General features: G+C 34.7%; 19 protein-coding genes, 1 pseudogene and 1 CRISPR repeat array. Of the genes and pseudogenes, 16 read left to right on the top strand and 4 right to left on the bottom strand.

Translation table 11 applies throughout. From position 1 onward, the window contains the following. The first annotated feature begins 1 nt into the window (after position 1). From cas5b to DICTH_RS00845, 12 genes are all read left to right on the top strand, one after another. Positions 2-754, top strand: a complete 753-nt coding sequence (gene cas5b / locus DICTH_RS00790; protein WP_012547538.1) for a type I-B CRISPR-associated protein Cas5b — start codon at positions 2-4, stop codon at positions 752-754. A gap of 1 nt (position 755) precedes the next feature. Continuing rightward, entirely contained in the window at positions 756-3,161 is a 2,406-nt protein-coding gene (locus tag DICTH_RS00795; RefSeq protein ID WP_012547526.1) for a CRISPR-associated helicase/endonuclease Cas3, read from the top strand. A gap of 16 nt (positions 3,162-3,177) precedes the next feature. Continuing rightward, positions 3,178-3,672 carry a CRISPR-associated protein Cas4 gene (gene cas4, locus DICTH_RS00800; protein ID WP_012548102.1) on the top strand — a complete coding sequence of 165 codons (495 nt, stop codon included), beginning with the start codon at positions 3,178-3,180 and terminating at the stop codon, positions 3,670-3,672. Continuing rightward, positions 3,669-4,664 (top strand): type I-B CRISPR-associated endonuclease Cas1b, encoded by a 996-nt coding sequence (cas1b, locus tag DICTH_RS00805; RefSeq protein WP_012546968.1) that lies wholly within the window; start codon positions 3,669-3,671, stop codon positions 4,662-4,664. The genes cas4 and cas1b overlap by 4 nt, the downstream gene beginning before the upstream one ends. Before the next feature lies 1 nt (position 4,665). Next, complete coding sequence (gene cas2, locus DICTH_RS00810) at positions 4,666-4,929, top strand: CRISPR-associated endonuclease Cas2 (RefSeq protein ID WP_012547900.1); 264 nt, start codon at positions 4,666-4,668, stop codon at positions 4,927-4,929. Between the two features lie 404 nt (positions 4,930-5,333). Continuing rightward, positions 5,334-9,771: direct repeats of the CRISPR family, unit length 30 nt; unit sequence GTTTGTAGCGTGCCTATAAGGGATTGAAAC. A gap of 462 nt (positions 9,772-10,233) precedes the next feature. Then, complete coding sequence (locus DICTH_RS10040; RefSeq protein WP_158301526.1) at positions 10,234-10,401, top strand: hypothetical protein; 168 nt, start codon at positions 10,234-10,236, stop codon at positions 10,399-10,401. 268 nt (positions 10,402-10,669) lie between these two features. Further along, positions 10,670-11,767 carry a class II glutamine amidotransferase gene (locus tag DICTH_RS00820; protein ID WP_012547398.1) on the top strand — a complete coding sequence of 366 codons (1,098 nt, stop codon included), beginning with the start codon at positions 10,670-10,672 and terminating at the stop codon, positions 11,765-11,767. After that, on the top strand, positions 11,764-13,272 hold the full coding sequence (locus DICTH_RS00825) for a glutamate synthase-related protein (RefSeq protein ID WP_012547094.1): 1,509 nt from the start codon (positions 11,764-11,766) through the stop codon (positions 13,270-13,272). Before DICTH_RS00820 ends, DICTH_RS00825 begins: the two co-directional genes overlap by 4 nt. 3 nt (positions 13,273-13,275) lie before the next feature. Beyond that, positions 13,276-13,731 (top strand): 4Fe-4S dicluster domain-containing protein, encoded by a 456-nt coding sequence (locus DICTH_RS00830; protein WP_012548111.1) that lies wholly within the window; start codon positions 13,276-13,278, stop codon positions 13,729-13,731. A gap of 13 nt (positions 13,732-13,744) precedes the next feature. Beyond that, the gene (locus tag DICTH_RS00835) at positions 13,745-14,998 is read left to right on the top strand and encodes an NAD(P)/FAD-dependent oxidoreductase (protein ID WP_012547829.1); all 1,254 of its coding nucleotides are present in this window, start codon (positions 13,745-13,747) and stop codon (positions 14,996-14,998) included. A 20-nt stretch (positions 14,999-15,018) separates the two neighbouring features. Beyond that, positions 15,019-15,759, top strand: a complete 741-nt coding sequence (locus DICTH_RS00840) for a GltB/FmdC/FwdC-like GXGXG domain-containing protein (protein WP_041723409.1) — start codon at positions 15,019-15,021, stop codon at positions 15,757-15,759. A gap of 28 nt (positions 15,760-15,787) precedes the next feature. Next, complete coding sequence (locus tag DICTH_RS00845; RefSeq protein WP_012547725.1) at positions 15,788-17,410, top strand: NAD+ synthase; 1,623 nt, start codon at positions 15,788-15,790, stop codon at positions 17,408-17,410. Positions 17,411-17,491: 81 nt separating this feature from the next. Here the strand turns inward: DICTH_RS00845 and DICTH_RS00850 are convergent, their stop codons facing one another. From DICTH_RS00850 to DICTH_RS09885, 4 genes and pseudogenes are all read right to left on the bottom strand, one after another. Beyond that, positions 17,492-18,832 carry a glutamine synthetase family protein gene (locus DICTH_RS00850; RefSeq protein WP_012548659.1) on the bottom strand — a complete coding sequence of 447 codons (1,341 nt, stop codon included), beginning with the start codon at positions 18,830-18,832 and terminating at the stop codon, positions 17,492-17,494. Between the two features lie 232 nt (positions 18,833-19,064). Continuing rightward, entirely contained in the window at positions 19,065-19,403 is a 339-nt protein-coding gene (locus DICTH_RS00855; RefSeq protein WP_012548317.1) for a P-II family nitrogen regulator, read from the bottom strand. Then, positions 19,400-20,740, bottom strand: a complete 1,341-nt coding sequence (locus tag DICTH_RS00860; RefSeq protein WP_041723142.1) for an ammonium transporter — start codon at positions 20,738-20,740, stop codon at positions 19,400-19,402. The genes DICTH_RS00855 and DICTH_RS00860 overlap by 4 nt, the downstream gene beginning before the upstream one ends. Before the next feature lie 455 nt (positions 20,741-21,195). Next, positions 21,196-21,458: pseudogene (locus DICTH_RS09885) on the bottom strand (IS481 family transposase); the annotation flags it as partial. Between the two features lie 206 nt (positions 21,459-21,664). On the opposite strand from DICTH_RS09885, the gene DICTH_RS09775 reads away from it, so the two are divergent. The 4 genes from DICTH_RS09775 (at position 21,665) to crn3 (ending at position 25,125) form a co-directional block, all read left to right on the top strand. Beyond that, positions 21,665-23,068 (top strand): outer membrane protein assembly factor BamB family protein, encoded by a 1,404-nt coding sequence (locus DICTH_RS09775; protein WP_012548074.1) that lies wholly within the window; start codon positions 21,665-21,667, stop codon positions 23,066-23,068. Between the two features lie 261 nt (positions 23,069-23,329). Beyond that, positions 23,330-24,439, top strand: coding sequence for a beta-alanine-activating enzyme beta-propeller domain-containing protein (locus tag DICTH_RS00875; protein WP_012547148.1), 1,110 nt, complete (start codon positions 23,330-23,332; stop codon positions 24,437-24,439). A 159-nt stretch (positions 24,440-24,598) separates the two neighbouring features. Further along, a complete protein-coding gene (locus tag DICTH_RS10445) occupies positions 24,599-24,811 on the top strand; it encodes a DUF7424 family protein (RefSeq protein WP_456236220.1) in 213 nt (70 codons plus the stop codon). Between the two features lie 8 nt (positions 24,812-24,819). After that, a complete protein-coding gene (gene crn3 / locus DICTH_RS00880; RefSeq protein ID WP_012548748.1) occupies positions 24,820-25,125 on the top strand; it encodes a CRISPR-associated ring nuclease Crn3/Csx3 in 306 nt (101 codons plus the stop codon).

Below are 25,125 nucleotides of genomic sequence, written 5' to 3' on the forward strand. Positions count from 1 at the left end.
TATGAAAGTGATAGTATTTGATTTATTGGGAAAGATGGCGCACTTTAGGAAGTTTTATACAAACTCCTCTTCTCTCTCTTATCATTTTCCTCCTCGAACTACCATAGTTGGGTTGATTGCAGGGCTTCTTGGGTATGAAAGAGATACCTATTATGAAATTTTTTCTACAGATAAGGCAAAAATAACCATAGGGGTCAAAAGTCCATTGAGAAAAATATTACAAGTAGTGAATTATGTGTGGGCAGAAAATGTTAAACAATTAAATCAAAGCAGAGGCCAGCATACTCAAATTCCACTGGAGATCATATTTCCTCAAGATATGAAGGAGGATATTTGTTATAGAATATTTTTCCACCATAAAGATGAGAAGATTATGGAAGATCTTAAAAATAAGCTTGTAAATTTTGATTTCTGCTTTCCTCCGTATTTAGGAATTACAGAATTTGTAGGAAAAGTAGATTTTATTGGGGAGGGAATGGCAGAAATAAGTAGGGCAGATAAGGTATTAATTGATTCAGTGGTAAGCGTAGATTACATAAAGAAGAATTCCTTAATCTTGGAGCCTCAAGTGGGGGCTCAATATGTAAAAGAGAAAATGCCACTTTCCTTCAACAAGGATAGGTTGTTAGAAGATCCACCCAAAGAATTTATTGGAGAAATAAAGATTGGAAAAATTTCTTTAAAGGGGAATGTTGAATATTATAAAGTGGAAGTAAGGGATTTGGTTCAGAACGTTATCTTTATGGAGGATTAGTATGGACAGGTTCTACTCCCATTTGGAGAGAAGAGGAGAAGAGGTTGATCTTGAAAGATCCATTTTGTTAAAAAATCACCTACGAGAGGTAGGTCTCAAAACAATAGAATATTTCTTCTTTGAGGGAGGAGATTTAAAAAATATAGGATATTACATTGGTATTACTCATGACTTTGGAAAATATACTACTTACTTTCAGAAGAGACTTTTCGAAATTGAGCATTGTGGTGATCTTGCTAATCATGGTTTTATCTCCTCCCTATACTCTGCCTATTTGATTTCAAGGAAATTGGAAGAATTTAAAAATGTAGAAGATATAAAGGAATTTCTACCTCTCGTGGCATTCTTTGTTGTCTATCATCATCATTTAGATCTTTCTTCTCTTTCTAAATTGAAATCTAATCTTGAGAGTTCTGACAAAAAGGAGCTCATATTAAAACAAATTGAGGACATGAAATCTAATTCTGAGATAATAAATAGAGACTTAAAAGAATTAGAACTCCCACTGTTAGAGGAATTCGAAAGAGATTTAGATGATGTTATTAATCTACTACGGAAGAGAATTTATCAATTTGAAAATAAATTAGAAGAAAAGATAAAAGAGAAGATAGCAATATTTTGCTTAGTATTATTTTCTGCCCTTATAGATGCAGATAAAAAATCAGCAGGAAAGGTAAGGGATGTGGAGAGGAGAGATATTCCAGAGGATATAGTAGAGGTTTATAAGAGAGAAACATTTAAAGATAACTCCGATGAGATAAACCTTTTGAGAGAAGAGATATTTCAAAAGGTTATTAATAAGCTTAAAGAAATAGATATAAGTAAGAATAAGATCTTCACCTTTACTTCTCCTACAGGATCGGGAAAAACTCTCACTGGTTTTGCTTTTGCTGTAAAACTTAGAAAAAGGATTGAAAAGGAATTTGGTTACACTCCAAGAATTATATATTCTCTTCCTTTTATCTCAATAATTAATCAAAATTATGATGTGTTAAGAAATGTGCTGTCTAAACTGCCAGATTTCGAAGGAAACTCTTCTGCTTATATCATAAGCCATCATCATTTATCTAAGGTAGAATATGAAGAGGGAGACGAATTAAGAGAAGTGGATGAATCTTTAGCTCTTATCGAATCGTGGGAGTCGGAGGTTATTGTTACAACTTTTGTCCAACTTCTCCACACTATTATAGGTTTTAAAAATAGCTTTCTTAAGAAATATCATAACATTGCAAGAAGCATTATTATTCTTGATGAGGTTCAGAATATTCCTGCAGAATATTGGAAATTGACCGAGAGAATATTCAAACTCATGAGCCAATATTTAAACTGTTACATAATTCTTATGACTGCCACAAAACCCTTAATTTTCTCTGATGGGGATACTTTAGAAATTCTCGATAACAATGAGGTATATTTTGAAAAATTAAATAGAGTAGTACTTTATAGTAATGTAAAGGAGCAGAAGGGGCTTGACTCACTCCTTTCTTGGTTTATTGATATATATGATCCCCAAAAATCTTATATGATAGTGCTAAATACCATAAAGTCCTCTATAGAATTTTATCGAATGTTAAAAGAACAATTATCCTTAAAAGAAAAAAGCATATACTACCTTTCTGCTAATATTATTCCTAAAGAAAGATTAGATAGGATACATAGAATAAAGCAAGATTTAGGGAACAATAAAAAACCAATTCTTGTTTCAACTCAAGTTGTGGAGGCTGGCGTAGATTTGGATTTTGATGTGGTGATAAGGGATTTAGGACCTTTGGATTCTGTAGTGCAGGTTGCTGGAAGATGTAATAGAAATTTCAAAAAAGAAAATGGCGAAATTTTTGTCTTCTTTTTGAAAGACGATAAAGGGAGATCTTATGCTAATATGGTTTATCAAAAGCTTACTCCAAGAATAACTTTTGAACTCTTTAGTGAGTTAGAGAGTGTAAAAGAAAGTGAATTTATAAAAATAATAAACAAATATTTCGAAAGATTAAGATTTGAAAAATCTCAGGAAGAATCAGAGTTGATAATATCTGCATTGAATAATTTAAGATTTTATGAGGGTAAAGAGATCATATCAGTTAGCTCTTTTGAGCTCATCAAAGAGAAGGGAATTGTCTATCCAGTATTTATAGAAGTTGACGAAAAAGCTATGGAAACTTGGAGCAAATTTAAGAGCATCATTTCCGATGACTCTATAGATAGGTGGGAAAAGAAAAAACTGCTTCTTAATATAAAGTCTCAACTTGAAGAATATATTGTAAACGTTAGGGTAAATAAAAACGAACCATGGATTTTTGATATAGCTTTCGACCAAAATATTGGGTACGTGGCTAATAAAGATATTCCTGAATATTATGATTCAGAAACAGGTTTTAAGAAAACTGAATTAAGCTCAGTAATTTTTTAATATTTGAGAGGGGAAAATGTCTTTTATAAATGGTACTTTAATAGCAAGTTATTTTATATGCAAAAGGGAGCTTTGGTTAATGGCTCATGAGTTGATTCCTGATCAGGAAAACTCATTTTTAGAGATGGGAAGATTTATAGAAGAGGAAGCTTATAGGGACGAAGAAAAGGGATTTTTAATTGGGGAGATGAAAATAGATATAGTAAAACAAGGAGACGAAAATATCATTATCGGAGAAATTAAAAAATCAAGTAGATCTGAATTGTCTGGAATAATGCAACTCTCATATTATCTAATGAGGTTAAGAGAATATGGCATCGTAGCTAAAGGAGAAGTGTTAATCCCTAAGGAGAGAAAAAAGATTCCTGTTGAAATCAATGAGGAAATTGAGGGAAGGCTAATTGAAGCTATAAAAGATATAAATATGATCATTTCAGAGCCTTATCCTCCAAAACCTGAAAAGATAAAGTATTGTAATCATTGTGCATATAAGGAGTTTTGTTGGGCATGAGCGAGAGTATTTACATATTTTCTAGTGGAGAATTGAAAAGAAAGCATAATACAGTATACTTTGAGACTTCAGATGGAGAACAGAAGTATCTTCCTATAGAAAACATAAGAGATATACATTTCTTTGGACAGGTTACTCTGAATAAGGAATTTTTAGAATTTGTTTCTCAGAAAAATGTAATACTGCATTTTTATAACTACTATGACTATTATGTAGGAAGTTATTATCCACGGGAGCACTATAACTCAGGGTATATGATACTAAAACAAGCAGAACATTATTTAGATTACGAGAAAAGACTTTTGCTTGCAAGAAAATTCGTGGTAGGAGCAATAGAAAATATCAAGAAAGTTTTAGGATATTATATTTCAAGAGGAAAAGAAAGCTTAAAAGAAAAATTAGAAAGAATAGAGTTTTTAGAAGAAAGTGCGTATGCCGAGGATCAGGTAGAAGGTTTAATGGGTATAGAGGGAAATGTGAGAGATATTTATTATTCATGCTTTAATGAAATAACCGAAAGGGAAGAATTTTTCATAGATGAAAGGACCAAAAAGCCTCCTTCTAACAATATGAATGCCTTAATAAGCTTTGGAAATTCTCTACTTTATACTGCTGTACTTTCAGAAATCTATAAAACCCATTTGGATCCGAGGATTGGTTATTTGCATACTACAAATTTTCGAAGGTTCACTTTAAATTTAGATATAGCTGAAATCTTTAAACCAGTAATTGTGGACAGAGTTATCTTTTCTTTAGTGAATAAAGGAGCAATAACCCCAAGAGATTTCGAAGAAAAACTTGGAGGCATCTATTTGAAGGAAAAAGGAAGAAAATTATTTGTCCAAAATTTTGAAGAAAGAATGAAGGTTACTATTCAATACAAGAATTTAGGTAAAGTCTCTTATAGAAGGTTAATAAGACTGGAACTTTATAAACTTGAAAAACATTTAATGGGAGAAGAAGAATACCAGCCTTATATTTCCCAGTGGTAGAATGTATGTGATTATGGTTTATGATGTTAATCAGAAAAGAGTAGCAAAGGTACTAAACATAGCAAGAAAATATTTGGAATGGATTCAAAATTCAGTGTTAGAAGGAGAGTTAACCGAAGCTAAATTTGAGCGTTTAAAAAGGGAAGTTGAACTTGTTATTGATGAAGAAGAGGATTCAGTCATCTTTTACATAATGAGAACTATTAAATATAGTGAGAGACAAATACTTGGTATAGAAAAAAATAAGAGAGAACAGATACTGTAGTTTTTTATTCCTCCTCATTTTACCCACCTCATTTTGTTACAATTGAAATCTATTAAATGCTGTATTTTACTATATTTTTTGAGGTCGACAGAAAATGTAACAAAAATTTTAAGGAAAAAACGGATAAAATGTAGGTAAATACTATTTTTCATTTAATTTTAACCCCTAAAATGTCATAAATTGTGTTGATATCTAACTTAGACTTTATTTTATCTTATTCTTAAAAGTTTATTTTTCTGTCGACCTCCAATAACCCCAAAACCCCGGGGGATCGACAGAAAGGTAAATTTTTGCATGAAATCCTCTTTACTACTTAATTTTTTTGTGATATATTATCCTTAAAATTGTAGCTTTCCTATGAGGGTATTAAAACAAATTTTGTAGCGTTTATGTAGTGTTAACGGGTTTGTAGCGTGCCTATAAGGGATTGAAACCTGTGAGGTGAAAAGATGATAAATACAAAGCTTTTTAAGTTTGTAGCGTGCCTATAAGGGATTGAAACTTTGTCATTGCTATCCCTCCTTTCGATGAAATAATCGTTTGTAGCGTGCCTATAAGGGATTGAAACTATAAAATGAAATAATCAAGAATAGTTTCTGTTTCTTGTTTGTAGCGTGCCTATAAGGGATTGAAACATGTTGTCTATTTTTTGCTCTAGCTCGTCCAGCTTCCCGTTTGTAGCGTGCCTATAAGGGATTGAAACCAAAGTGAAACAGAGAAATATAAAGCTGAAAAAGAAGCGTTTGTAGCGTGCCTATAAGGGATTGAAACTCCTCTACACCTCTCTCCCCTACAAGAATGTCTGGAAGTTTGTAGCGTGCCTATAAGGGATTGAAACTTGTATCGCCTCCCATCCTTAGTTTTGCTCAGTTTTAGTTTGTAGCGTGCCTATAAGGGATTGAAACCCCCATCCTCTTCTACATCCACAACAAGTTTGCCAAGTTTGTAGCGTGCCTATAAGGGATTGAAACAACATTAGCATTAATAAAATCTTAGCCACTTGGCCCCGTTTGTAGCGTGCCTATAAGGGATTGAAACCTTCGAAGGTTTGTTGCAAAAAACTGAAGGAAGCTGGTTTGTAGCGTGCCTATAAGGGATTGAAACAGCTAAAATTTGAAGAAATAGTTGGAGAATTAATTAGTTTGTAGCGTGCCTATAAGGGATTGAAACGAATTCACCATTCTATTCACTGTTTTTCTCTACCTCCGTTTGTAGCGTGCCTATAAGGGATTGAAACATTGGAGGTAGAGTTTGAAGTAAGTAGAGACAAGGTGAGTTTGTAGCGTGCCTATAAGGGATTGAAACACTGATCCAATTCTCTCTCTCTTCTTACTATCATCGTTTGTAGCGTGCCTATAAGGGATTGAAACTTGCGTCTGAGACAATTGGTAAAACATTCTGAGCAAGTTTGTAGCGTGCCTATAAGGGATTGAAACGGTACAGTTAGGAATGAATATGCAAGGCACTTTTAACGTTTGTAGCGTGCCTATAAGGGATTGAAACATTCTTCTTCCGTTATCTGCTCGAATATTTTTTGTAGTTTGTAGCGTGCCTATAAGGGATTGAAACGGATGGATGCAGGTAAATTTCTAATTGTAGGCTTTAAAGTTTGTAGCGTGCCTATAAGGGATTGAAACTCCGTGTGTACAAAAGATTGTGTAGCCTATTCTTTTGTTTGTAGCGTGCCTATAAGGGATTGAAACTTTTGGAGAACCAAAAAGAGCTAAAACATATGATTGGTTTGTAGCGTGCCTATAAGGGATTGAAACCTTCTATAAGTTCTTTAATTGCTTCCTTAATCTCTTGTTTGTAGCGTGCCTATAAGGGATTGAAACTTGCGTCTGAGACAATTGGTAAAACATTCTGAGCAAGTTTGTAGCGTGCCTATAAGGGATTGAAACACCAAAAAGATGCAAAAAGCAAAAAAATGGCATGGAGCGTTTGTAGCGTGCCTATAAGGGATTGAAACAGTTTTTCGATACGATGTCTATGCCTTCAATATCAAGCTTAAACAGTTTGTAGCGTGCCTATAAGGGATTGAAACTTTTCCACTGACCAAACATTATATGTTAGTGGCATAGTTTGTAGCGTGCCTATAAGGGATTGAAACCTGGTAGGACGTTAAGACTATATGAAAATCTCTTAAGGTTTGTAGCGTGCCTATAAGGGATTGAAACGTTTGTGGCGGATAATGACCAAATTTCCATATAATTTGTTTGTAGCGTGCCTATAAGGGATTGAAACTGCAATACAGCTTGCGAAATTAGAAGCAATTGCAAAGGTTTGTAGCGTGCCTATAAGGGATTGAAACAGCCCTCTCCATTCTCTATCCCATTCTCCAAAATCCAAGTTTGTAGCGTGCCTATAAGGGATTGAAACTCTCTCAGGCTGGTGGAAAAATCACAAGGAATTATCGTTTGTAGCGTGCCTATAAGGGATTGAAACACCTAATAGCAAACGAATATTTTGACACGCCAAGCGCTGTTTGTAGCGTGCCTATAAGGGATTGAAACGACACTCCCAACTTTTTCCGAGTCTCAGACCTAAGAGGTTTGTAGCGTGCCTATAAGGGATTGAAACGAGCGTGCGGTCTTAAAGTCGTCGTATATTCTCTGCAGTTTGTAGCGTGCCTATAAGGGATTGAAACCAATACAGAAAAAGATAAACTTCAGGAGGGTAGTAAGTTTGTAGCGTGCCTATAAGGGATTGAAACCGTCTTGCCTGTTGCTGCGCAATTAGGAGTATCTTTGTTTGTAGCGTGCCTATAAGGGATTGAAACTTTCACACTTGGTTCTGGTGCAAGAGCGCTTTACCCAGTTTGTAGCGTGCCTATAAGGGATTGAAACGCAGCAGAGGCAACCGCAATAATGATAGACATCGTGAGTTTGTAGCGTGCCTATAAGGGATTGAAACGAATCTTTCTTAAGCATCTCCTCAAGGCAAATAGAGTGTTTGTAGCGTGCCTATAAGGGATTGAAACAGTTTGAAGGAAGCTTCATCTTGTAGCCTTTTTATCTGTTTGTAGCGTGCCTATAAGGGATTGAAACGTTTTTTAATCGCTTTTTAGCTTTCAGGTTTTTGCTTGTTTGTAGCGTGCCTATAAGGGATTGAAACATATTTCTATAGAAGCCCATGGATATCGCACCTCCGTTTGTAGCGTGCCTATAAGGGATTGAAACGTTTTTCTAGGAGTTCTACAACATCGTTTGCAAACTGTTTGTAGCGTGCCTATAAGGGATTGAAACCAGGCTCGATACTTACCCATGTTTTTATGCCTCTCTTGTTTGTAGCGTGCCTATAAGGGATTGAAACTTTAGCTGGCAATAATCTAAACAATTTTTAAAATCTGTTTGTAGCGTGCCTATAAGGGATTGAAACTTATCTCCCTCGCCACTGAGAATGATATCTTCCCCTCGTTTGTAGCGTGCCTATAAGGGATTGAAACCTGGTAGGACGTTAAGACTATATGAAAATCTCTTAAGGTTTGTAGCGTGCCTATAAGGGATTGAAACGTTTGTGGCGGATAATGACCAAATTTCCATATAATTTGTTTGTAGCGTGCCTATAAGGGATTGAAACTGCAATACAGCTTGCGAAATTAGAAGCAATTGCAAAGGTTTGTAGCGTGCCTATAAGGGATTGAAACATTTTCTCTTTTCCAAAGCACGCTTTTCCAATTCACGCGTTTGTAGCGTGCCTATAAGGGATTGAAACATGGAAAAAAATGCAGAAGCCTCTCAAACATCTCAAGTTTGTAGCGTGCCTATAAGGGATTGAAACGAGGTAAATATGTATACATTCCATATTTTGCTCAAGGTTTGTAGCGTGCCTATAAGGGATTGAAACTCCTACAACGCTGTCTGCGTCCCATTCCAAAATCTCGTTTGTAGCGTGCCTATAAGGGATTGAAACCACCACTCTATCAGTAGCTCCTTCTTGTTCTGTGGAGTTTGTAGCGTGCCTATAAGGGATTGAAACTCCTTATTTATTATTGTATTCTTTCTTTTTATAACTGTTTGTAGCGTGCCTATAAGGGATTGAAACATAACATAAAGTGAAACTGAGCGAGACATCCCTGAACGTTTGTAGCGTGCCTATAAGGGATTGAAACAGGAGTGGGAAGAGATAGAAGATGAGTACAATATAGTTTGTAGCGTGCCTATAAGGGATTGAAACTAGTAGAAAAGAAAGAATAAAAAGAAAGAATAAATAAGTTTGTAGCGTGCCTATAAGGGATTGAAACCTTGCTGGAAGTGTAATGAGTTTCCCCTTAAAAACTGTTTGTAGCGTGCCTATAAGGGATTGAAACAGGTTCCCATTCCTTTGTCTTAGTTTCGTCTACAAAGGTTTGTAGCGTGCCTATAAGGGATTGAAACAAGGAAACGACGTAATAGAGCTAAGAAAATTTGAGAGTTTGTAGCGTGCCTATAAGGGATTGAAACAAGAATGGATGTAAGAAATTTGTTTTGGAGTTGCTTGTTTGTAGCGTGCCTATAAGGGATTGAAACAACTTACAGGAGCAAAGGGTTATAGAGGAGATGAAGGTTTGTAGCGTGCCTATAAGGGATTGAAACAAGGAAACGACGTAATAGAGCTAAGAAAATTTGAGAGTTTGTAGCGTGCCTATAAGGGATTGAAACAAGAATGGATGTAAGAAATTTGTTTTGGAGTTGCTTGTTTGTAGCGTGCCTATAAGGGATTGAAACAACTTACAGGAGCAAAGGGTTATAGAGGAGATGAAGGTTTGTAGCGTGCCTATAAGGGATTGAAACTCTCTTTCCAAGCTTCAAAAGTAATGAAATCTTTAAGATAGTTTGTAGCGTGCCTATAAGGGATTGAAAGAGATAAGATAAGCGTCTAGGCTTATTAAACCTGAAAAAGAGTCTATTTCATGCTTAGCTAAGTTCCTATAGATTGGTTGATCGGCAAAACTTATGTAAATGTGAAGGATAGATTGAGAAGCTCTTTCCCGGTTTTCCTAATCTTAAAAGGAGGTATCTAACTTATTTTTTGAATTTTTTGTTGATGTTGATATATCTAAAAAATCCTTATTTATCTTATATTAAAGACTCTAAAATAAATATTCTCTTCCACAAATCTTTTCCTCAATCCTCTAAGGGTTTTCATCTTTTAACCTCTTCCTTAACCTCAGATCTTCTTCCAATGATAAAAAAATCTAAAAGTAGCATTGGTGATTATCTAACTCCTTTACTTTTCCTTCTGAGGATGTCCTATTTTTTCCTGAATTGGAATATTTTGTTAATCTTTTCACTAAGGGTATTTTTTATCTTCTTTCTTGGGAGGATGAGTAGGATAAGTTTGGTAAGTTCCTTCTCTCTTGCTGCTAAAAAGCTTATTGCTTTTGTTGGTATTGATCTAGCGATAAAGGAGTCTTGGAAGTACAAGAAGAGTTTGAAATTTCTGAAAGAGAAAAATAGACATTTGAAATTGCATAAAAAATTATTTGACTAAATTTTGATTTAGATTAGGAAATATGTCAAAGGGGGAAGAAAGGTATATTTATAAGCATTTTTTCATTTGAGTACTCATTGTAAAGTTTTCATCTTTATCATATCTGAATTAAGAATTAAATTATAGTTAATATTATCGGTAATGCTTTACCGTATTCCTTTTGTAAATATAGTAGTTGACAAGTTTTAATGTTTAAATTATAATTTACACACTATATATTATATTCCTTAAAACAAGGTTGTTCGGGAAAACAAAGGGAGGAGATATTATGCTTAGAGAAGGTGAGATAAGAATCCCATCTGCCTGCGGACTAATAGGCTATATTAATAGAAAAAGGAAACTTATCTCAGGATATCATATCGTTAGTGCTATGACTGTAATGAGAGAGCGAGGGAATGGTTTAGGAGCAGGTTTTGCAGGTTATGGAATATATCCAGACAGAGAGGATTATTATGCTTTTCATCTTTTCTATGAAGATACAAAGGCAAAAGAAGAAACTTCCAAATTTCTTTATGAATATTTTGATGTAGTTCAAGAAGAAAAAATCCCCACAAGGAAAGTTAAAACTATTAAAAATCCGCCTATTATATGGAGATATTTTTTAAAACCTAAAGAGGAATATTTAGCAGAAGAGGAAATTTTGGAGGAGGATTTTGTAGTAGAAAAGGTTATGGAGATTAATACTAAGATTGATGGAGCATACGTCTTTTCCAGTGGGAAAAACATGGGGGTATTTAAAGGAGTAGGCTATCCTGAAGATATAGGAGAATTTTACAGATTAGAAGAATATAAAGGATATATTTGGACTGCTCATACCCGTTTCCCTACAAATACTCCAGGGTGGTGGGGCGGAGCACATCCTTTCTCCCTTTTAGACTGGAGTGTGGTCCATAATGGAGAGATTTCTTCTTATGGGACTAACGCAAGATATGTGGAAATGTTTGGATACAAATGTACCTTAAGGACAGATACAGAGGTCATTACATATATTATTGACCTACTAATAAGAAAGCACAAATTACCATGGGATATTGTTGCGAAAATACTTTCTGCTCCCTTTTACAGTGTTATTGAGAGGATGGATGAAGAAGAAAAGAAGAAGATGAAGGCTATGAGGGCTGTATATCAGAGTTGTCTTCTTAATGGGCCTTTTGCTATTATTGTAGGATTTTCTCAGGGAATAGTTGCCCTTAATGATCGAATTAAGTTGAGACCTTTGGTGGCAGCGGAAAAAGGGGAAGTTTTATATGTGGCTTCTGAAGAAGCTGCCATAAGAGAAATTTGCAGTAATCCTGATAAAGTCTGGATGCCTAAGGGAGGAGAGCCAGTAATAGGACTTCTGGAAGAAGTGGGGGTTTTAGTATGAAGACATTGTATGAATCTGATTTTATAGTAATAAGAGATGAAACTAAATGTATTAGGTGTAAGGTTTGTGTAAGACAATGTGCTAATGATGTTCATGAGTATGATGAAGAAGAAGATAGAATAATCTCTGATAATTCAAGATGTGTGGGATGCCATAGATGTGTAGCTTTGTGTCCTACAAAGGCAATAACAATAATGAGGAATCCATTGGAGTTTAGGGAGAATTATCAATGGAATGCAAGAGCTATAAAAGATATATATAAGCAGGCAGAAACCGGAGGTATTCTTCTCACAGGAATGGGAAATGATAAAGCTTATCCTATATATTGGGATAAGCTTTTGATAAATGCAAGTCAAGTGACAAATCCCTCCATTGATCCTCTAAGGGAACCTATGGAAATAAAGACCTTTATAGGTAGAAAACCTGAAAAATTAGAATTTGATGAGGAAGGAAGATTATTAACCAAGATGCCTCCTCAATTGGAATTAGAAGTTCCTGTTATGTTTTCTGCCATGTCTTTTGGTTCTATTAGTCTCAATGCATGCGAGTCCTTGGCGAGGGCTGCAGTAGAAGTGGGAACTTATTGGAATACAGGTGAAGGAGGACTTCATAAAAAGCTTTACCCATATAAACATCGTGCTATAGTTCAGTGTGCTTCAGGAAGATTTGGGGTAGATATAGAATATCTCTATTCTGGAGCTGCTATTGAGATAAAGATTGGACAAGGAGCAAAGCCTGGAATAGGAGGACATCTTCCCGGAGAAAAGGTGGGAGAAGAGGTATCTGCTACACGTATGATTCCTATAGGGACTGATGCTTTATCTCCTGCTCCTCAGCATGATATCTATTCCATTGAGGATTTAAGGCAACTTATCTTTGCACTGAAGGAGGCAGTAAATTATGAAAAACCTGTAGGAGTAAAGATTGCTGCAGTTCATAATGTGGCAGCAATTGCTTCGGGAATTGCAAGGGCAGGAGCAGACTTTATAGCTATTGATGGATTTAGGGGGGGAACAGGAGCAGCTCCTACAAGAATAAGGGATAATGTAGGAATTCCTATTGAACTTGCTTTGGCAGCAGTAGATTCTCGTCTAAGAGAAGAGGGAATAAGAAATCAGGTATCCATAATAGTAGCAGGGTCTATAAGAAATAGCGCAGATGTGATTAAGGCAATTGCTTTAGGAGCAGATGCGGTTTACATTGGTACTGCCGCTCTTATATCCTTAGGTTGTCATCTTTGTCAAAATTGTCATACAGGGAAATGCAATTGGGGTATTGCGACTCAGGACCCTAAATTAGTAAAAAGGCTAAATCCAGAGATAGGAGCAAGAAGAGCAGCGAATCTTTTAAAAGCTTGGGCGCACGAGATAAAAGAGATGTTAGGTGGCATGGGGATTAATGCCATAGAAAGTTTAAGGGGAAATAGATTAATGCTTAGAGGAGTTGGTTTGACAGAAAAGGAGCTTTCCATATTGGGAGTAAAACATGCTGGGGAGGGAATGTAAAAAATGTTAGTTAAAACTAAAAAGAGAATATATCCTAAGGAAGAAGTATGTATTGGATGCCATCTTTGTGAGATATATTGTGTTCTTGCTCATTCTGGGACTCGAGATTTAATTAAGGCTTTTAAAAAGAAAGATAGACCTTCTCCTAGGGTTATTGTAGAAGAAAAAGAGGGAGTACATGTGACTTTTGCATTACAATGTCGCCATTGCGATGATCCTTTATGTATTAAAGCCTGTATTACGGGTGCCATGCATAGAGATGAAAACACAGGAGCCATCTTATGTGATGAAGAAAAATGTGTAGGGTGTTGGTCTTGTATTTTGGTATGTCCCTATGGAGCAATAAGAAGAGGAGAGAATAAGAAAGTAGCGTCAAAATGTGATCTTTGTATTGAGAAAGGAGATCCTATTTGTGTTCAAAATTGCCCTAACTCTGCATTGGAACTAGTTGAAGTTTAAGGAGGGGATTGTTTTGAAATATGTAATAATAGGGAATTCCATTGCTGCTGCAGGTTGTATAGAAGGAATAAGAAAAATAGATAATGAGAATGAGATTATTGTGATTTCCCAAGAACCATACCATATATATTCAAGACCTTTAATATCTTATTGGCTTTCAGGGAAGATAAATGAGGAGAAAATCTATTATCGTCCTTGGGATTATTATGAAAAATATAGAGTAAAGCCTATTTTGGGAAGGAAGGTAGAAAGGGTAGACTTTGATGAAAAGAAATTATATTTGGATAACAATGACGAAATTTATTATGACAAATTGTTAATAGCCACTGGTGGAAAACCGTTTATTCCTAATATTCTAGGACTTGCTAAGAAAAATGTTTTTACTTTTATAAAATTTGACGATGTGAAGGCAATAGATAAAGCGATCTGTCCTGGAGCGAAGGCAGTAGTAGTTGGTGGAGGGCTAAGTGGATTAAAGGCGGCAGAAGCATTAATAAAGAGAGGATGTGAAGTAACTGTTATAGAGCTTGCAGAAAGAATTTTAGGTTCTATCTTAGATGATGAAGGGGCAAAATTGGTCCAGAATGAATTGGAGAAATATGGGATAAAATTTGTTTTAAAGAATTCTGTAATAGAAATACTTGGGGAGGAAAGAGTAGAAAAGATAAAACTTCAAACCCAAGAAGAGATTCCTGCCGATTTAGTTATCTTCTCCATAGGAGTAGTTCCTAATGTGGATATTTTTAAAGATACACCTTTAAAGATTAACAGGGGAATAATTGTAAATACAAAGATGGAAACAAATATACCTGATGTTTATGCTGCAGGAGATGTTGTAGAGGCTTTTGACTTAATTTTGGGGGAAAAGAGAGTAATTCCCATTTTACCCAATGCATATATTCAGGGAGAAGTTGCAGGTATAAATATGGCAGGAGGAGATTTTGAGTATGAAGGGAGTTTTCCCATAAATTCCATAGGATTTTTTGACATTCATATGATGACAGGAGGAATAGTGAATCCAAAAGAAGATTGTGAGGTATTAAAAAGGTTAGAAAGGGATAGGAAGATATATAGAAAGATATGTTTAAAGGATGGAAGAATTTTGGGATTTATATTTATAAATTCCTTTGATAGGACAGGAATGATTGTAGATTTGATGAAAAACAAAGTGGACGTGTCAGGTTTTAAAGAAAGGCTTCTTTTGGACAATTTTGGTTTCTTAGATCTTCCAAAAGAAGTAAGAAGAGAGAAGATATGGAGGGTATAGATATGAAGATGATAGAAGATATGATTACCATAGATGGAAAGGGCTTACATTATAGAGTTCTTAATGAGATGATAGAAGAGAAGTTAAAAGAAGGATATGAGAGAATAAAACTTATTAATATCAATGGACAGAGATATATTGGGGCAGGACTCACCTTTCCAGATAGAGAAATAGAGATATATGGAACTCCGGGAAATGATTTAGGAGTTTTTATGAATGGACTTAAAATAAAAGTATATGGAAACAGCCAAGATGGTGTAGGAAATACTATGAACGATGGAGAAATATTAATTTATGGATCTTCTGGAGATATTATGGGTTATGGGATGAGAGGTGGAAAGATATTTGTAAAAGGAAATGTAGGATATAGGGTTGGAATACATATGAAGGAATATAAAGAGAAGATTCCTGTAATTGTTATTGGGGGAACTGCTGGTGACTTCTTAGGAGAGTATATGGCAGGAGGTAGAATTATTATATTAGGTTTGAATGAAGATAAGGACGAAAATATATGTGGATTATTTTGCGCTACAGGAATTCATGGGGGAGTAATATATTTGAGGGGTAGAATTCCCGACTACAAGTTGGGAAAAGAAGGGAAATTATTAGAAATAGATGATAATGATAGAAAATTTATAGAGGAACATGTCAAAATTTTCTCTGAATATTTCAATATTGAATATGACCTTATAATGAAAAAAGACTTTTTTAAGGTTATCCCATATGATAAAAGACCTTATGGAAGATTATATGCATATTAAGAGAAATTAAATACTTCATATTCTAAAAATGAAAGTAGCAATAGCCCAGATAAATCCAACCATAGGAGATTTAAAGGGAAATTTAGAAAAAATAATTAGTAAAATAGATAGAGCAAAAAATTTATCTGCTGACCTTATTATATTTCCTGAACTATCAATAATAGGATATCCTCCTAGGGATCTAATTTACAATATGGATTTGGCAAAAGCTATAGAAACGAGCCTAAAAGAAAAAATAGCCCCAAGAAGTTATGATATAGGAATAATTTTAGGAAGCCCATACTACGAAGATAAAAATATATACAACTCTGCATTGTTCTTTTATAAAGGTAAACTTTACTTTAGACAGGACAAGACCTTATTACCCAACTATGATGTTTTTGATGAGAAAAGGTACTTTAAACCAGCTTCAAATAATATTCCTATAAAGTTTAAAAACAAATTATTAGGGATAACTATCTGTGAAGATATATGGAATGATAAAGATTATTGGAACAGAAAAATTTATGAGATCGACCCATTAGAAAAACTTGCTTCGCAAGGGATAGATATCATAATAAATATATCCGCCTCTCCCTATTATCATGGGAAAATCTCTCTTAGAATTGATATGCTGAGACATATAGCAAGAAAATATAAAAAAGAAATAATATATGTGAATCAGGTAGGAGGAAATGATGAGCTAATATTTGATGGAACAAGTTTGGTGATGAATAAAGACGGCTCTTTAGCATGGATAGGTAAAGAATTTGAAGAAGATTTTGTAGTTATAGATACAAATAAACTTTCAAGAGAAAATATTACTATAAATGAGGATATATCTTTCATATATAAGGCTTTGGTGTTAGGTGTAAGAGATTATGTAATAAAAACAGGATTTAAAAAGGCTCTTGTGGCTTTAAGTGGAGGTATAGATTCTTCGGTAACAGCTTGTTTAGCAGTGGCTGCATTGGGAAAAGAGAATGTTTTAGGTATTTATATGCCTTCTAGATATTCTTCTAAAGAGAGTGCGATAGATGCAGAAATGCTGGCCAAAAATCTTGGTATAGAATATAGGGTTATTCCTATAGAGAAGATTTTTAGTTCCTTCATAGAGACATTGAACCCTAATAATAGGGTATTCATGGACAATGCAGAAGAAAATCTTCAAGCAAGAATTAGGGGTAATATTATAATGTTTATATCCAACAGAGAAGGTTACTTAGTATTAAGTACAGGGAATAAATCAGAGCTTGCAATGGGATACTGTACTCTTTATGGTGATATGACTGGAGGTTTATCTGTTATAGGAGATTTACCAAAAACATTAGTATACGAACTTGCTAGATATATAAACAGAGATAGAGAAATAATTCCTGAGAGAGTTTTAAGAAAGCCTCCATCAGCCGAATTGAGACCAAACCAAAAAGATGAAGACTCATTACCTCCATACCATGTGCTTGATCCTATCATAAAATCTTATATAGAAGACAATTTGACAGTTGAAGAAATAATTAAACTTGGCTACAATTCCGAATTAGTTGAAAATGTAGTTAAAAAAGTAGACTCTATGGAATACAAAAGAAGACAAGCACCTCCGGTATTGAAAGTAACCTCAAAAGCTTTTGGGGTTGGTAGAAGAATGCCAATAGCCTGGAGAAGAAATTGGTAGTTATTCTCACTCTTGTATAATTGAACATGATTTAAAATATTTTTGATATAAAAAGAGGGAGACGCAATGTCTCCCTCTTTTTTATAGTACAGGTAAATAGGTTTCTAATTCATAGGTAGTAACTTGTCTTCTATAATTGTCCCATTCTATCTTTTTGTTCTCTATAAAGTTTGTGAAAACATGATCTCCTAATGCTTTTCTTACTAACTCACTTTTTTCTGTTATTTCTATGGCCTCAATTAAGCTTCCAGGAAGGCTTTCTATTCCTCTTTTTCTTCTTTCTTCTTCGGTCATATGATAAACATTTTCTTCTATAGGTTCAGGAAGAGGATATTTCTTTTCGATACCTTCGAGACCTGCAGCAAGTATTACAGCAAAAGCTAAGTATGGATTACAAGCAGGATCAGGAGCTCTGTACTCAATTCTTGTTGCTTCTTCCTTTCCAGGCTTATACATAGGAACTCTTATAAGGTCAGATCTATTTCTCATAGCCCAAGATATATAAACAGGAGCCTCATATCCAGGTACTAATCTCTTGTAAGAATTTACCCATTGGTTAGTAATAAGGGTTATCTCTTTTGCATGTTTTAAAAGACCTGCGATAAAGTGTTTTGCAGTATCAGAAAGATGATATTTATCATTGGGATCAAAGAAGGCATTCTTGCCATTTTTGAATAAACTCATATGAACATGCATTCCAGATCCATTTTGGCCAAAGAGGGGTTTAGGCATAAAAGTGGCATAAACTCCATTAAGATATGCCACTTCTTTTACAGCTAATCTTGCAGTCATCACAATATCTGCCATAGTTAAAGCATCTTTATACCTAAAGTCAATTTCATGTTGAGAGGGAGCCACTTCATGATGAGTAAATTCTACTTCAATACCCATTTCTTCTAATATTGATACTGTTTGATGTCTTAAATCAATAGCTTCATCTCTGGGTATTAAGTCAAAATATCCTCCCCAATCCAAAACTTCAGGGTTAGAGCTTGGAGCTTTGAGATAGAAGTATTCTAATTCAGGTCCTACATAATAAGTAAAGCCTAATTCTTTTGCTTTTGCAAGCATTCTTCTTAGGACATTTCTGGGATCTCCTTCAAAGGGTTTTCCGTTTGGTTCTAAGATTGTTGCAAACATTCTTGCCACTTTTTTGTCTTTAGGTCTCCAAGGAAGGATGGTAAAGGTTTCTGGTTCAGGAAAAGCAATCATATCACTTTCTTCTATTCTTGTGAATCCTCTAACAGAAGAGCCATCAAAACCCAATCCTTCTTCGAAGGCCTTTTCTAACTCATGGGCAGTTATAGTAAAACTTTTTAGGTACCCTAAGATGTCTGTGAACCAGATTTCTATGAAGTAGACATTATTATCTTTAACATACTTTAAAACCTCTTCTTTTGTCTTTGGAAAACTACCTGTCATATTTTTTCCCTCCCTTTTTCTTAAGATTTATTTATTAAAAAATTTTGATACTAAAAATTTTTATCCCTTCCTACCTCCTTAGGAATTTGATACTTCCTTAGTAGGGCATCGTCGCCCCCCAAACGTCCTTGTTGAAAGCTTTTAATATGTTATTCTAAAGTTAATTTTTTGTCAATATCTACTTTTTAAAAAGGCAAACGGCAATATATTTCCGAATATATCTAAAAAATTTTTATATAGCGTTCTCTCCTCTTTCTCCAGTTCTTATCCTTATTGCATCGGCTATTTCTGAAATAAAAATCTTTCCGTCACCTATTTCTCCAGTCCTTGCGCTTTCTATTATTACTCGAATAATATTTTCTACTTCAGAATCTTTTACTACCATCTCTATTTTTATTTTTGGTATTAACTCAATTCTATATTTCTCTCCTCTCCACTGCTGAACAATTCCTTTCTGTTTCCCATGACCCTCTACCTCACTAATCATCAATCCAGAATATCCTATTTTATTCAATGCTTTTCTTACATCGTCTAGTTTCTCAGGTCTAATAATAGCTTCAATTTTTTTCATTTTCTCACCTCCTCAGGTTTTACTACACTTATAAAAGAGATATTGGGTTTACGGATTAAAAACTCTGGATATGCAGAGTTTCCGTGTTCTCCAATATCTAATCCTTCAATCTCTTCCTGTAGACTCACCCTTATTCCTATGGTCGATTTTAGTATGTACCAAGTTATTAAGGAAGTCAATAATACAAATATTCCTACAGATAAAACACCTATTAGTTGAATTAAAAAGAGCTTTAAACCGCCACCAAAGAGTAGGCCGTTTACAGTAGAGAAACTTGTTACACCTTCTTTTGCGAATATTCCTACACTTAATGTTCCAAAGACTCCATTTACCAAATGAACAGATAAAGCTCCCACAGGGTCGTCTATTTTTATCCTATCAAAGAATATTACTGAGACTACTACTAAAAATCCTGCTATTAGTCCTATAACAATGGAGCTTGGAATATCTACAAAAGCACAAGGAGCAGTTATAGCTACAAGACCTGCCAAACAGCCATTCAGAGTCATTCCTAAATCAGGTTTCCCCAATAAGATCCATGAGGTAATAGTAGAACTTAATATTGCTGAAGCTGCCGCAGTGTTTGTTGTAATAACAATATGTGAGATTGCTTGAGGATCAGCACTCATAGTAGAGCCTGGATTAAATCCAAACCATCCTAGCCATAAAACAAAGGTCCCAAGGGTTGCTAAGGACAGATTATGACCAGGGATAGGTTTTATGCTACCATCGTCAGCGTATTTGCCAAATCTCGGGCCCAATAATATAGCTCCTACTAAAGCTGCCCATCCTCCTACAGAATGAACCACTGTAGAACCTGCAAAATCAAGCATCCCTAATTTAGAAAGGAATCCCCCTCCCCATATCCAATGTCCTACTATAGGATATATAAACATGGACATAATAAAGGAAAATATTATAAAAGAAATATATTTTATTCTTTCTGCTACCGCTCCAGAAACTATAGTTGCAGCAGTTCCACAAAAAACAAGCTGGAAGAAAAATTTTGCGAGAAGAGGAACTCCTGCCCAAGATATGGAAGAATATACACCTCTATATGCCTCTCCTGTTGCGGGAGAATTGTCAGGGCCTGAGAGAAAGAACAATCCTTTTAAGCCTACGAAGGGTGTTCCATCTCCAAACATTAATCCCCATCCCAGGATGAGATATCCTAAAGAAGATATGGCAAAAACTATAAAATTTTTAGAAAGAATATTCACAGTATTTTTTACCCGGGCAAATCCAGATTCAACCATTGCAAAACCTAAATTCATGAAAAATACAAGCATACCTGTAAATAAAACCCAGATAGTATCAAGAATAACTTTGTTTTCCATTTCCTTCACCTCCAAATTCTTAGATTTTGGAAAGGTTCTTAATTTTTAAAGTTCCTGATTTTAATAGACTTGCAAATCACCTCCTTTTATAGAAAATTTGTTTCCTTGCTGTTTTTGACGCCCTTGTCTAAGGATTAGTTTGGATAAAATAATATCTTAAAATTTATTTTTTGTCAACATCTAATTTCTTAAAAGGCAAACGGAAAGTTATTGCCGACAAAATAAATTTTTTTATTTTATAAGGATTAAAGTTGAAGTTCGTAGTAAAATGAAACAAATTTTAGATAGCTGTTTGTATCATACTTATGAGGATTTGAAGATGGCAGTACGCTTAATCCAGAGTTATGCGTCCTGTTAGGTTTTTAGCGTATATATAAACAATTCAAGAAAGAGAAAAAATAAAAGTTCATTTTTCTGGCAACCTCCAATAACCCCAAAACCCCGGGGGATTGACAGAAAGGAGTTTTACCATCCATACCAATTCCAAAACTTGGTCTTGTTATGTTCCATGTATCCTGCCATCTTTGAGCTTTAACAAGAAACTCCTTTACATTTTTACATCTTTCTGCATGAATACCAAGGAAATACTCATCATCCTGCCTATGAGAATTCTCAACTATACCCATAAGATATTTAGCTCCTTTCGGTATTGGTTTTAGCTCTACAATCTTTCACTTCCTAAACAAAACTCCTCACCATTATCCACTCTTATACCTATTTGCAGTGACTCTTGTTATTGTTTCAACACCAATGATATTACACTCATATTAAGGGAGTGAAGTCTTCATTATTATTCCTATATTTCTCATAGTGGTACCTATCTCAATACCTATGTGGAGGAGAAATAAAATTTTTATTGAAAAATTTAAGAAAGTAGATATAATTTAATTTGGGGATTTTAATCGATTTTTAAACAAAAACTTTATGAGAAGCAAAAGATTTTATAAGTTTCTGGTTTTAATTTTAGCTCTGTTTATTATTGGGGGATGTACATTAAAGGATAAGCCTCCAACGGTTATAATTATTTCGCCAACAAATGGTTCAACAGTAAGTGGAGTTGTAGAAATTATTGTTGAAGCTACTGATGATAGGTCAATTTTAAAAGTAGATTTCTACATTGATGGAATAATAGTAGGAGAAGACACTCAATTACCTTATAAGTATAGCTGGGATACTGCAAAAGTGAGCGATGGTGAACATTCAGTCTTAGCAAAAGCATACGATAATGGAGGGAATATAGGAAGTGCAAGTATAACAGTAATTGTAAAAAATCTAGTACCAGGAATTCTGAAGTGGTATTTTGAAACTAATGGTTCAATATATTCTTCTCCAGCAATAGGTAAAGACGGAACTATTTATATTAATAGCAATGATCGAGTTATTTACGCAATTAATCCTGACGGATCTTTAAAATGGAAGTTTGAGACTGAATATGGTCCTCATTCTTTTATTTCCTCTCCTGCAATAGGGGAGGACGGATGTATTTATACAGGTAGTACCGATTATTATGTTTACGCAATAACTCCTTATGGATCTTTCAAATGGAAATATAAAACTGAGAATTTTGTAGAGTCATCTCCAGCTATAGGTCTTGATGGAACGATCTATGTAGGAGGTATTGACGGATACTTATATGCAATTAATTCAGAAGGAAAATTAAGATGGAGGTATTATTTTGGAAACCCTATAAGCTCATCTCCTGCTATTGATTGGGATGGAACAATCTATGTGGGTTGTGAAGATGGTTATCTTTATGCCATAGATTCTGATGGATTTTTTAAATGGAAATATGAGATTTATGGTAAAGTCTCTTCCTCACCAGCTATAGGTCCAGACAGAACTATTTATATTGGGAGTGAAGATGGTTATTTGTATGCAATTGATTTCAATGGAACATTAAAATGGAAATTTAATCTCAATTCAAGAGTAAAGTACTCATCTCCTATCATTGATTCTGAGGGAACAATTTACATTGGTTGCGAGGATGGTTATCTTTATGCTGTAAATCCTGATGGAAGTTTAAAATGGAAATTTCAAACTGACGGTTATATATGGTCTACACCTGCCATTGGTCTTGATGGGATGATATATGTAGGTAGTAGTAGTGGTTATTTGTACGCAATTAACCCAGATGGAACTCTTAGCTGGAGGTATTATTGTTCACCTTATGGATTAGATTCCTCGCCAGTAATAGCACCTGATGGAACTATTTATGTTGGAAGTGTGGATGGTTATCTTTATGCAATAACCTTAACAAGTAAAGGTTTAGCAAATTCACCATGGCCTAAGTTCCGCCATGATAATCAAAATACTGGAAGAGTGAAATAATAAATGGGATAAGTTAATATTAACGGAGGAGCAGGGAGAAAACCCCTGCTCCTTTTTTTCATAAGTGAGCTTCTCTAATATTCTTTTGCTGAAAGAGATTAAGAAAGGGGAAAGACTATTGAAGTTTTTTAAAAGAAGTTAGAATAATAACAAAAAGGTGAAAGGAGGAAATTAGTAATCAAGATATAAAATATAACATCATTCCTCCCAATTATTCACTCTTCTTTTTCTCTCAAATTTTAAAAGAGGAGGTAAAAGAGAATGAATGCAAAAAAGTATTTCAAATTTCTTCCATTAGTCTTAATTCTTCTTTTGTTTTGTGGATGTGCGCCAGATGGTAAACTGAAATGGATATTTGAAACTAGATATTGTGTTGATTCCTCCCCCGCGATAGGTCAAGATGGAACTATATATGTGGGGAGTATGGATCATTATCTATATGCGATAAATCCTGATGGCACATTGAAATGGAAATTTAAAACTGGAGGTTCGGTTCATTCCTCACCAGCTATAGGTCAAGATGGAACTATATATGTGGGGAGTAATGATCATTATCTTTATAAGATAAGTCCTTATGGTATACTGAAATGGAAATTTAAAACTGGACGTGCGGTTCTTTCCTCCCCCGCGATAGGTCAAGATGGAACTATATATGTGGGGAGTATGGATCATTATCTATATGCGATAAATCCTGATGGTACATTGAAATGGAAATTTAAAACTGGAGGTTCGGTTCATTCCTCACCAGCTATAGGTCAAGATGGAACTATATATGTGGGGAGTGATGATCATTATCTTTATGCAATAAATCCTAATGGTAAACTGAAATGGAAATTTGAAACTGGACGTCCTGTTCATTCCTCCCCCGCGATAGGTCAAGATGGAACTATATATGTGGGGAGTATGGATCATTATCTATATGCGATAAATCCTGATGGCACATTGAAATGGAAATTTAAAACTGGAGGTTCGGTTCATTCCTCACCAGCTATAGGTCAAGATGGAACTATATATGTGGGAAGTTTGGATGATTATCTATATGCAATAAATCCTGATGGTAAATTGAAATGGAAATTTGAAACTGGAAGTTGGGTTGATTCCTCACCAGCTATAGGTCAGGATGGAACTGTCTATGTGGGAAGTGGCAATCATTTGTATGCGATAAATCCTGATGGCACATTGAAATGGAAATTTGAAACTGGATATTGTGTTGATTCCTCCCCCGCGATAGGTCAAGATGGAACTATATATGTGGGGAGTGGAAGTTATGATAATTATCTTTATGCAATAAATTCTAAAAGTAAAGGTTTAGCAAATTCACCATGGCCTAAGTTCCGCCATGATAATCAAAATACTGGAAGAGTGAAATAATAAATGGGATAAGTTAATATTAACGGAGGAGCAGGGAGAAAACCCCTGCTCCTTTTTTGTTTTTCATAAACATATGATTATACACATTAGTGGAAAGAAAAGTTTTATCTTTATTATTCTTCCTATATTTCTTATACTGGTACCTATCTCCATACCTATGTGGTTTTATTTTTTAATATAACCCTAATTAATGATATGAAGAGAGACATAAATATAGAAGTTCAAGGGGTTTATATTAATGGTAGGCCATATCCTTTTTTGGAGAAGATAGTTTTAAAAAATAGACAAAAATTGGTAATAACCTTTTCAAATGTTCTAAAAGATTATATGATAAAAGAAGGTAAAGTGAGTTTTGTGAAGATCTATTGGTGAGGGGATAGATGAAAGAGGATGTTCTTTTTGAGTTAGAAGAAAAAGAAAAATACACTATTTTATCTTTCCGTATGGAGAAAAATTTAGTTCCTTCTGCACTTTATAATCTTTCTCCTCCAAATGTAAATACAAGAAAAGGGCTGATATTGAATGGTAGGGGACCTATATGGTTGTATGCATTTTTAGTTCATTTTTATCATCCAACTCCATTTTTGGCAGTTTATGATCCGAGGGTGGGAGCAGTAGTTATAGCATCGCACGTTCCAGAATTTAGGCCTGGTGATGTTTTGGATATTTATTTAGGGGAGGGGTGA

This window comes from Dictyoglomus thermophilum H-6-12, assembly GCF_000020965.1.
Classification (GTDB): domain Bacteria; phylum Dictyoglomota; class Dictyoglomia; order Dictyoglomales; family Dictyoglomaceae; genus Dictyoglomus; species Dictyoglomus thermophilum.

What these genes read in the sequence shown, in the direction of transcription:
- cas5b (WP_012547538.1), top strand. Translation starts at nt 2, where the DNA reads ATGAAAGTGATAGTATTTGATTTATTGGGAAAGATGGCGCACTTTAGG.
- DICTH_RS00795 (WP_012547526.1), top strand. Translation starts at nt 756, where the DNA reads ATGGACAGGTTCTACTCCCATTTGGAGAGAAGAGGAGAAGAGGTTGAT.
- cas4 (WP_012548102.1), top strand. Translation starts at nt 3,178, where the DNA reads ATGTCTTTTATAAATGGTACTTTAATAGCAAGTTATTTTATATGCAAA.
- cas1b (WP_012546968.1), top strand. Translation starts at nt 3,669, where the DNA reads ATGAGCGAGAGTATTTACATATTTTCTAGTGGAGAATTGAAAAGAAAG.
- cas2 (WP_012547900.1), top strand. Translation starts at nt 4,666, where the DNA reads ATGTATGTGATTATGGTTTATGATGTTAATCAGAAAAGAGTAGCAAAG.
- DICTH_RS10040 (WP_158301526.1), top strand. Translation starts at nt 10,234, where the DNA reads ATGAGTAGGATAAGTTTGGTAAGTTCCTTCTCTCTTGCTGCTAAAAAG.
- DICTH_RS00820 (WP_012547398.1), top strand. Translation starts at nt 10,670, where the DNA reads ATGCTTAGAGAAGGTGAGATAAGAATCCCATCTGCCTGCGGACTAATA.
- DICTH_RS00825 (WP_012547094.1), top strand. Translation starts at nt 11,764, where the DNA reads ATGAAGACATTGTATGAATCTGATTTTATAGTAATAAGAGATGAAACT.
- DICTH_RS00830 (WP_012548111.1), top strand. Translation starts at nt 13,276, where the DNA reads ATGTTAGTTAAAACTAAAAAGAGAATATATCCTAAGGAAGAAGTATGT.
- DICTH_RS00840 (WP_041723409.1), top strand. Translation starts at nt 15,019, where the DNA reads ATGATTACCATAGATGGAAAGGGCTTACATTATAGAGTTCTTAATGAG.
- DICTH_RS00845 (WP_012547725.1), top strand. Translation starts at nt 15,788, where the DNA reads ATGAAAGTAGCAATAGCCCAGATAAATCCAACCATAGGAGATTTAAAG.
- DICTH_RS00850 (WP_012548659.1), bottom strand. Translation starts at nt 18,832, where the DNA reads ATGACAGGTAGTTTTCCAAAGACAAAAGAAGAGGTTTTAAAGTATGTT.
- DICTH_RS00855 (WP_012548317.1), bottom strand. Translation starts at nt 19,403, where the DNA reads ATGAAAAAAATTGAAGCTATTATTAGACCTGAGAAACTAGACGATGTA.
- DICTH_RS00860 (WP_041723142.1), bottom strand. Translation starts at nt 20,740, where the DNA reads ATGGAAAACAAAGTTATTCTTGATACTATCTGGGTTTTATTTACAGGT.
- DICTH_RS09775 (WP_012548074.1), top strand. Translation starts at nt 21,665, where the DNA reads ATGAGAAGCAAAAGATTTTATAAGTTTCTGGTTTTAATTTTAGCTCTG.
- DICTH_RS00875 (WP_012547148.1), top strand. Translation starts at nt 23,330, where the DNA reads ATGAATGCAAAAAAGTATTTCAAATTTCTTCCATTAGTCTTAATTCTT.
- crn3 (WP_012548748.1), top strand. Translation starts at nt 24,820, where the DNA reads ATGAAAGAGGATGTTCTTTTTGAGTTAGAAGAAAAAGAAAAATACACT.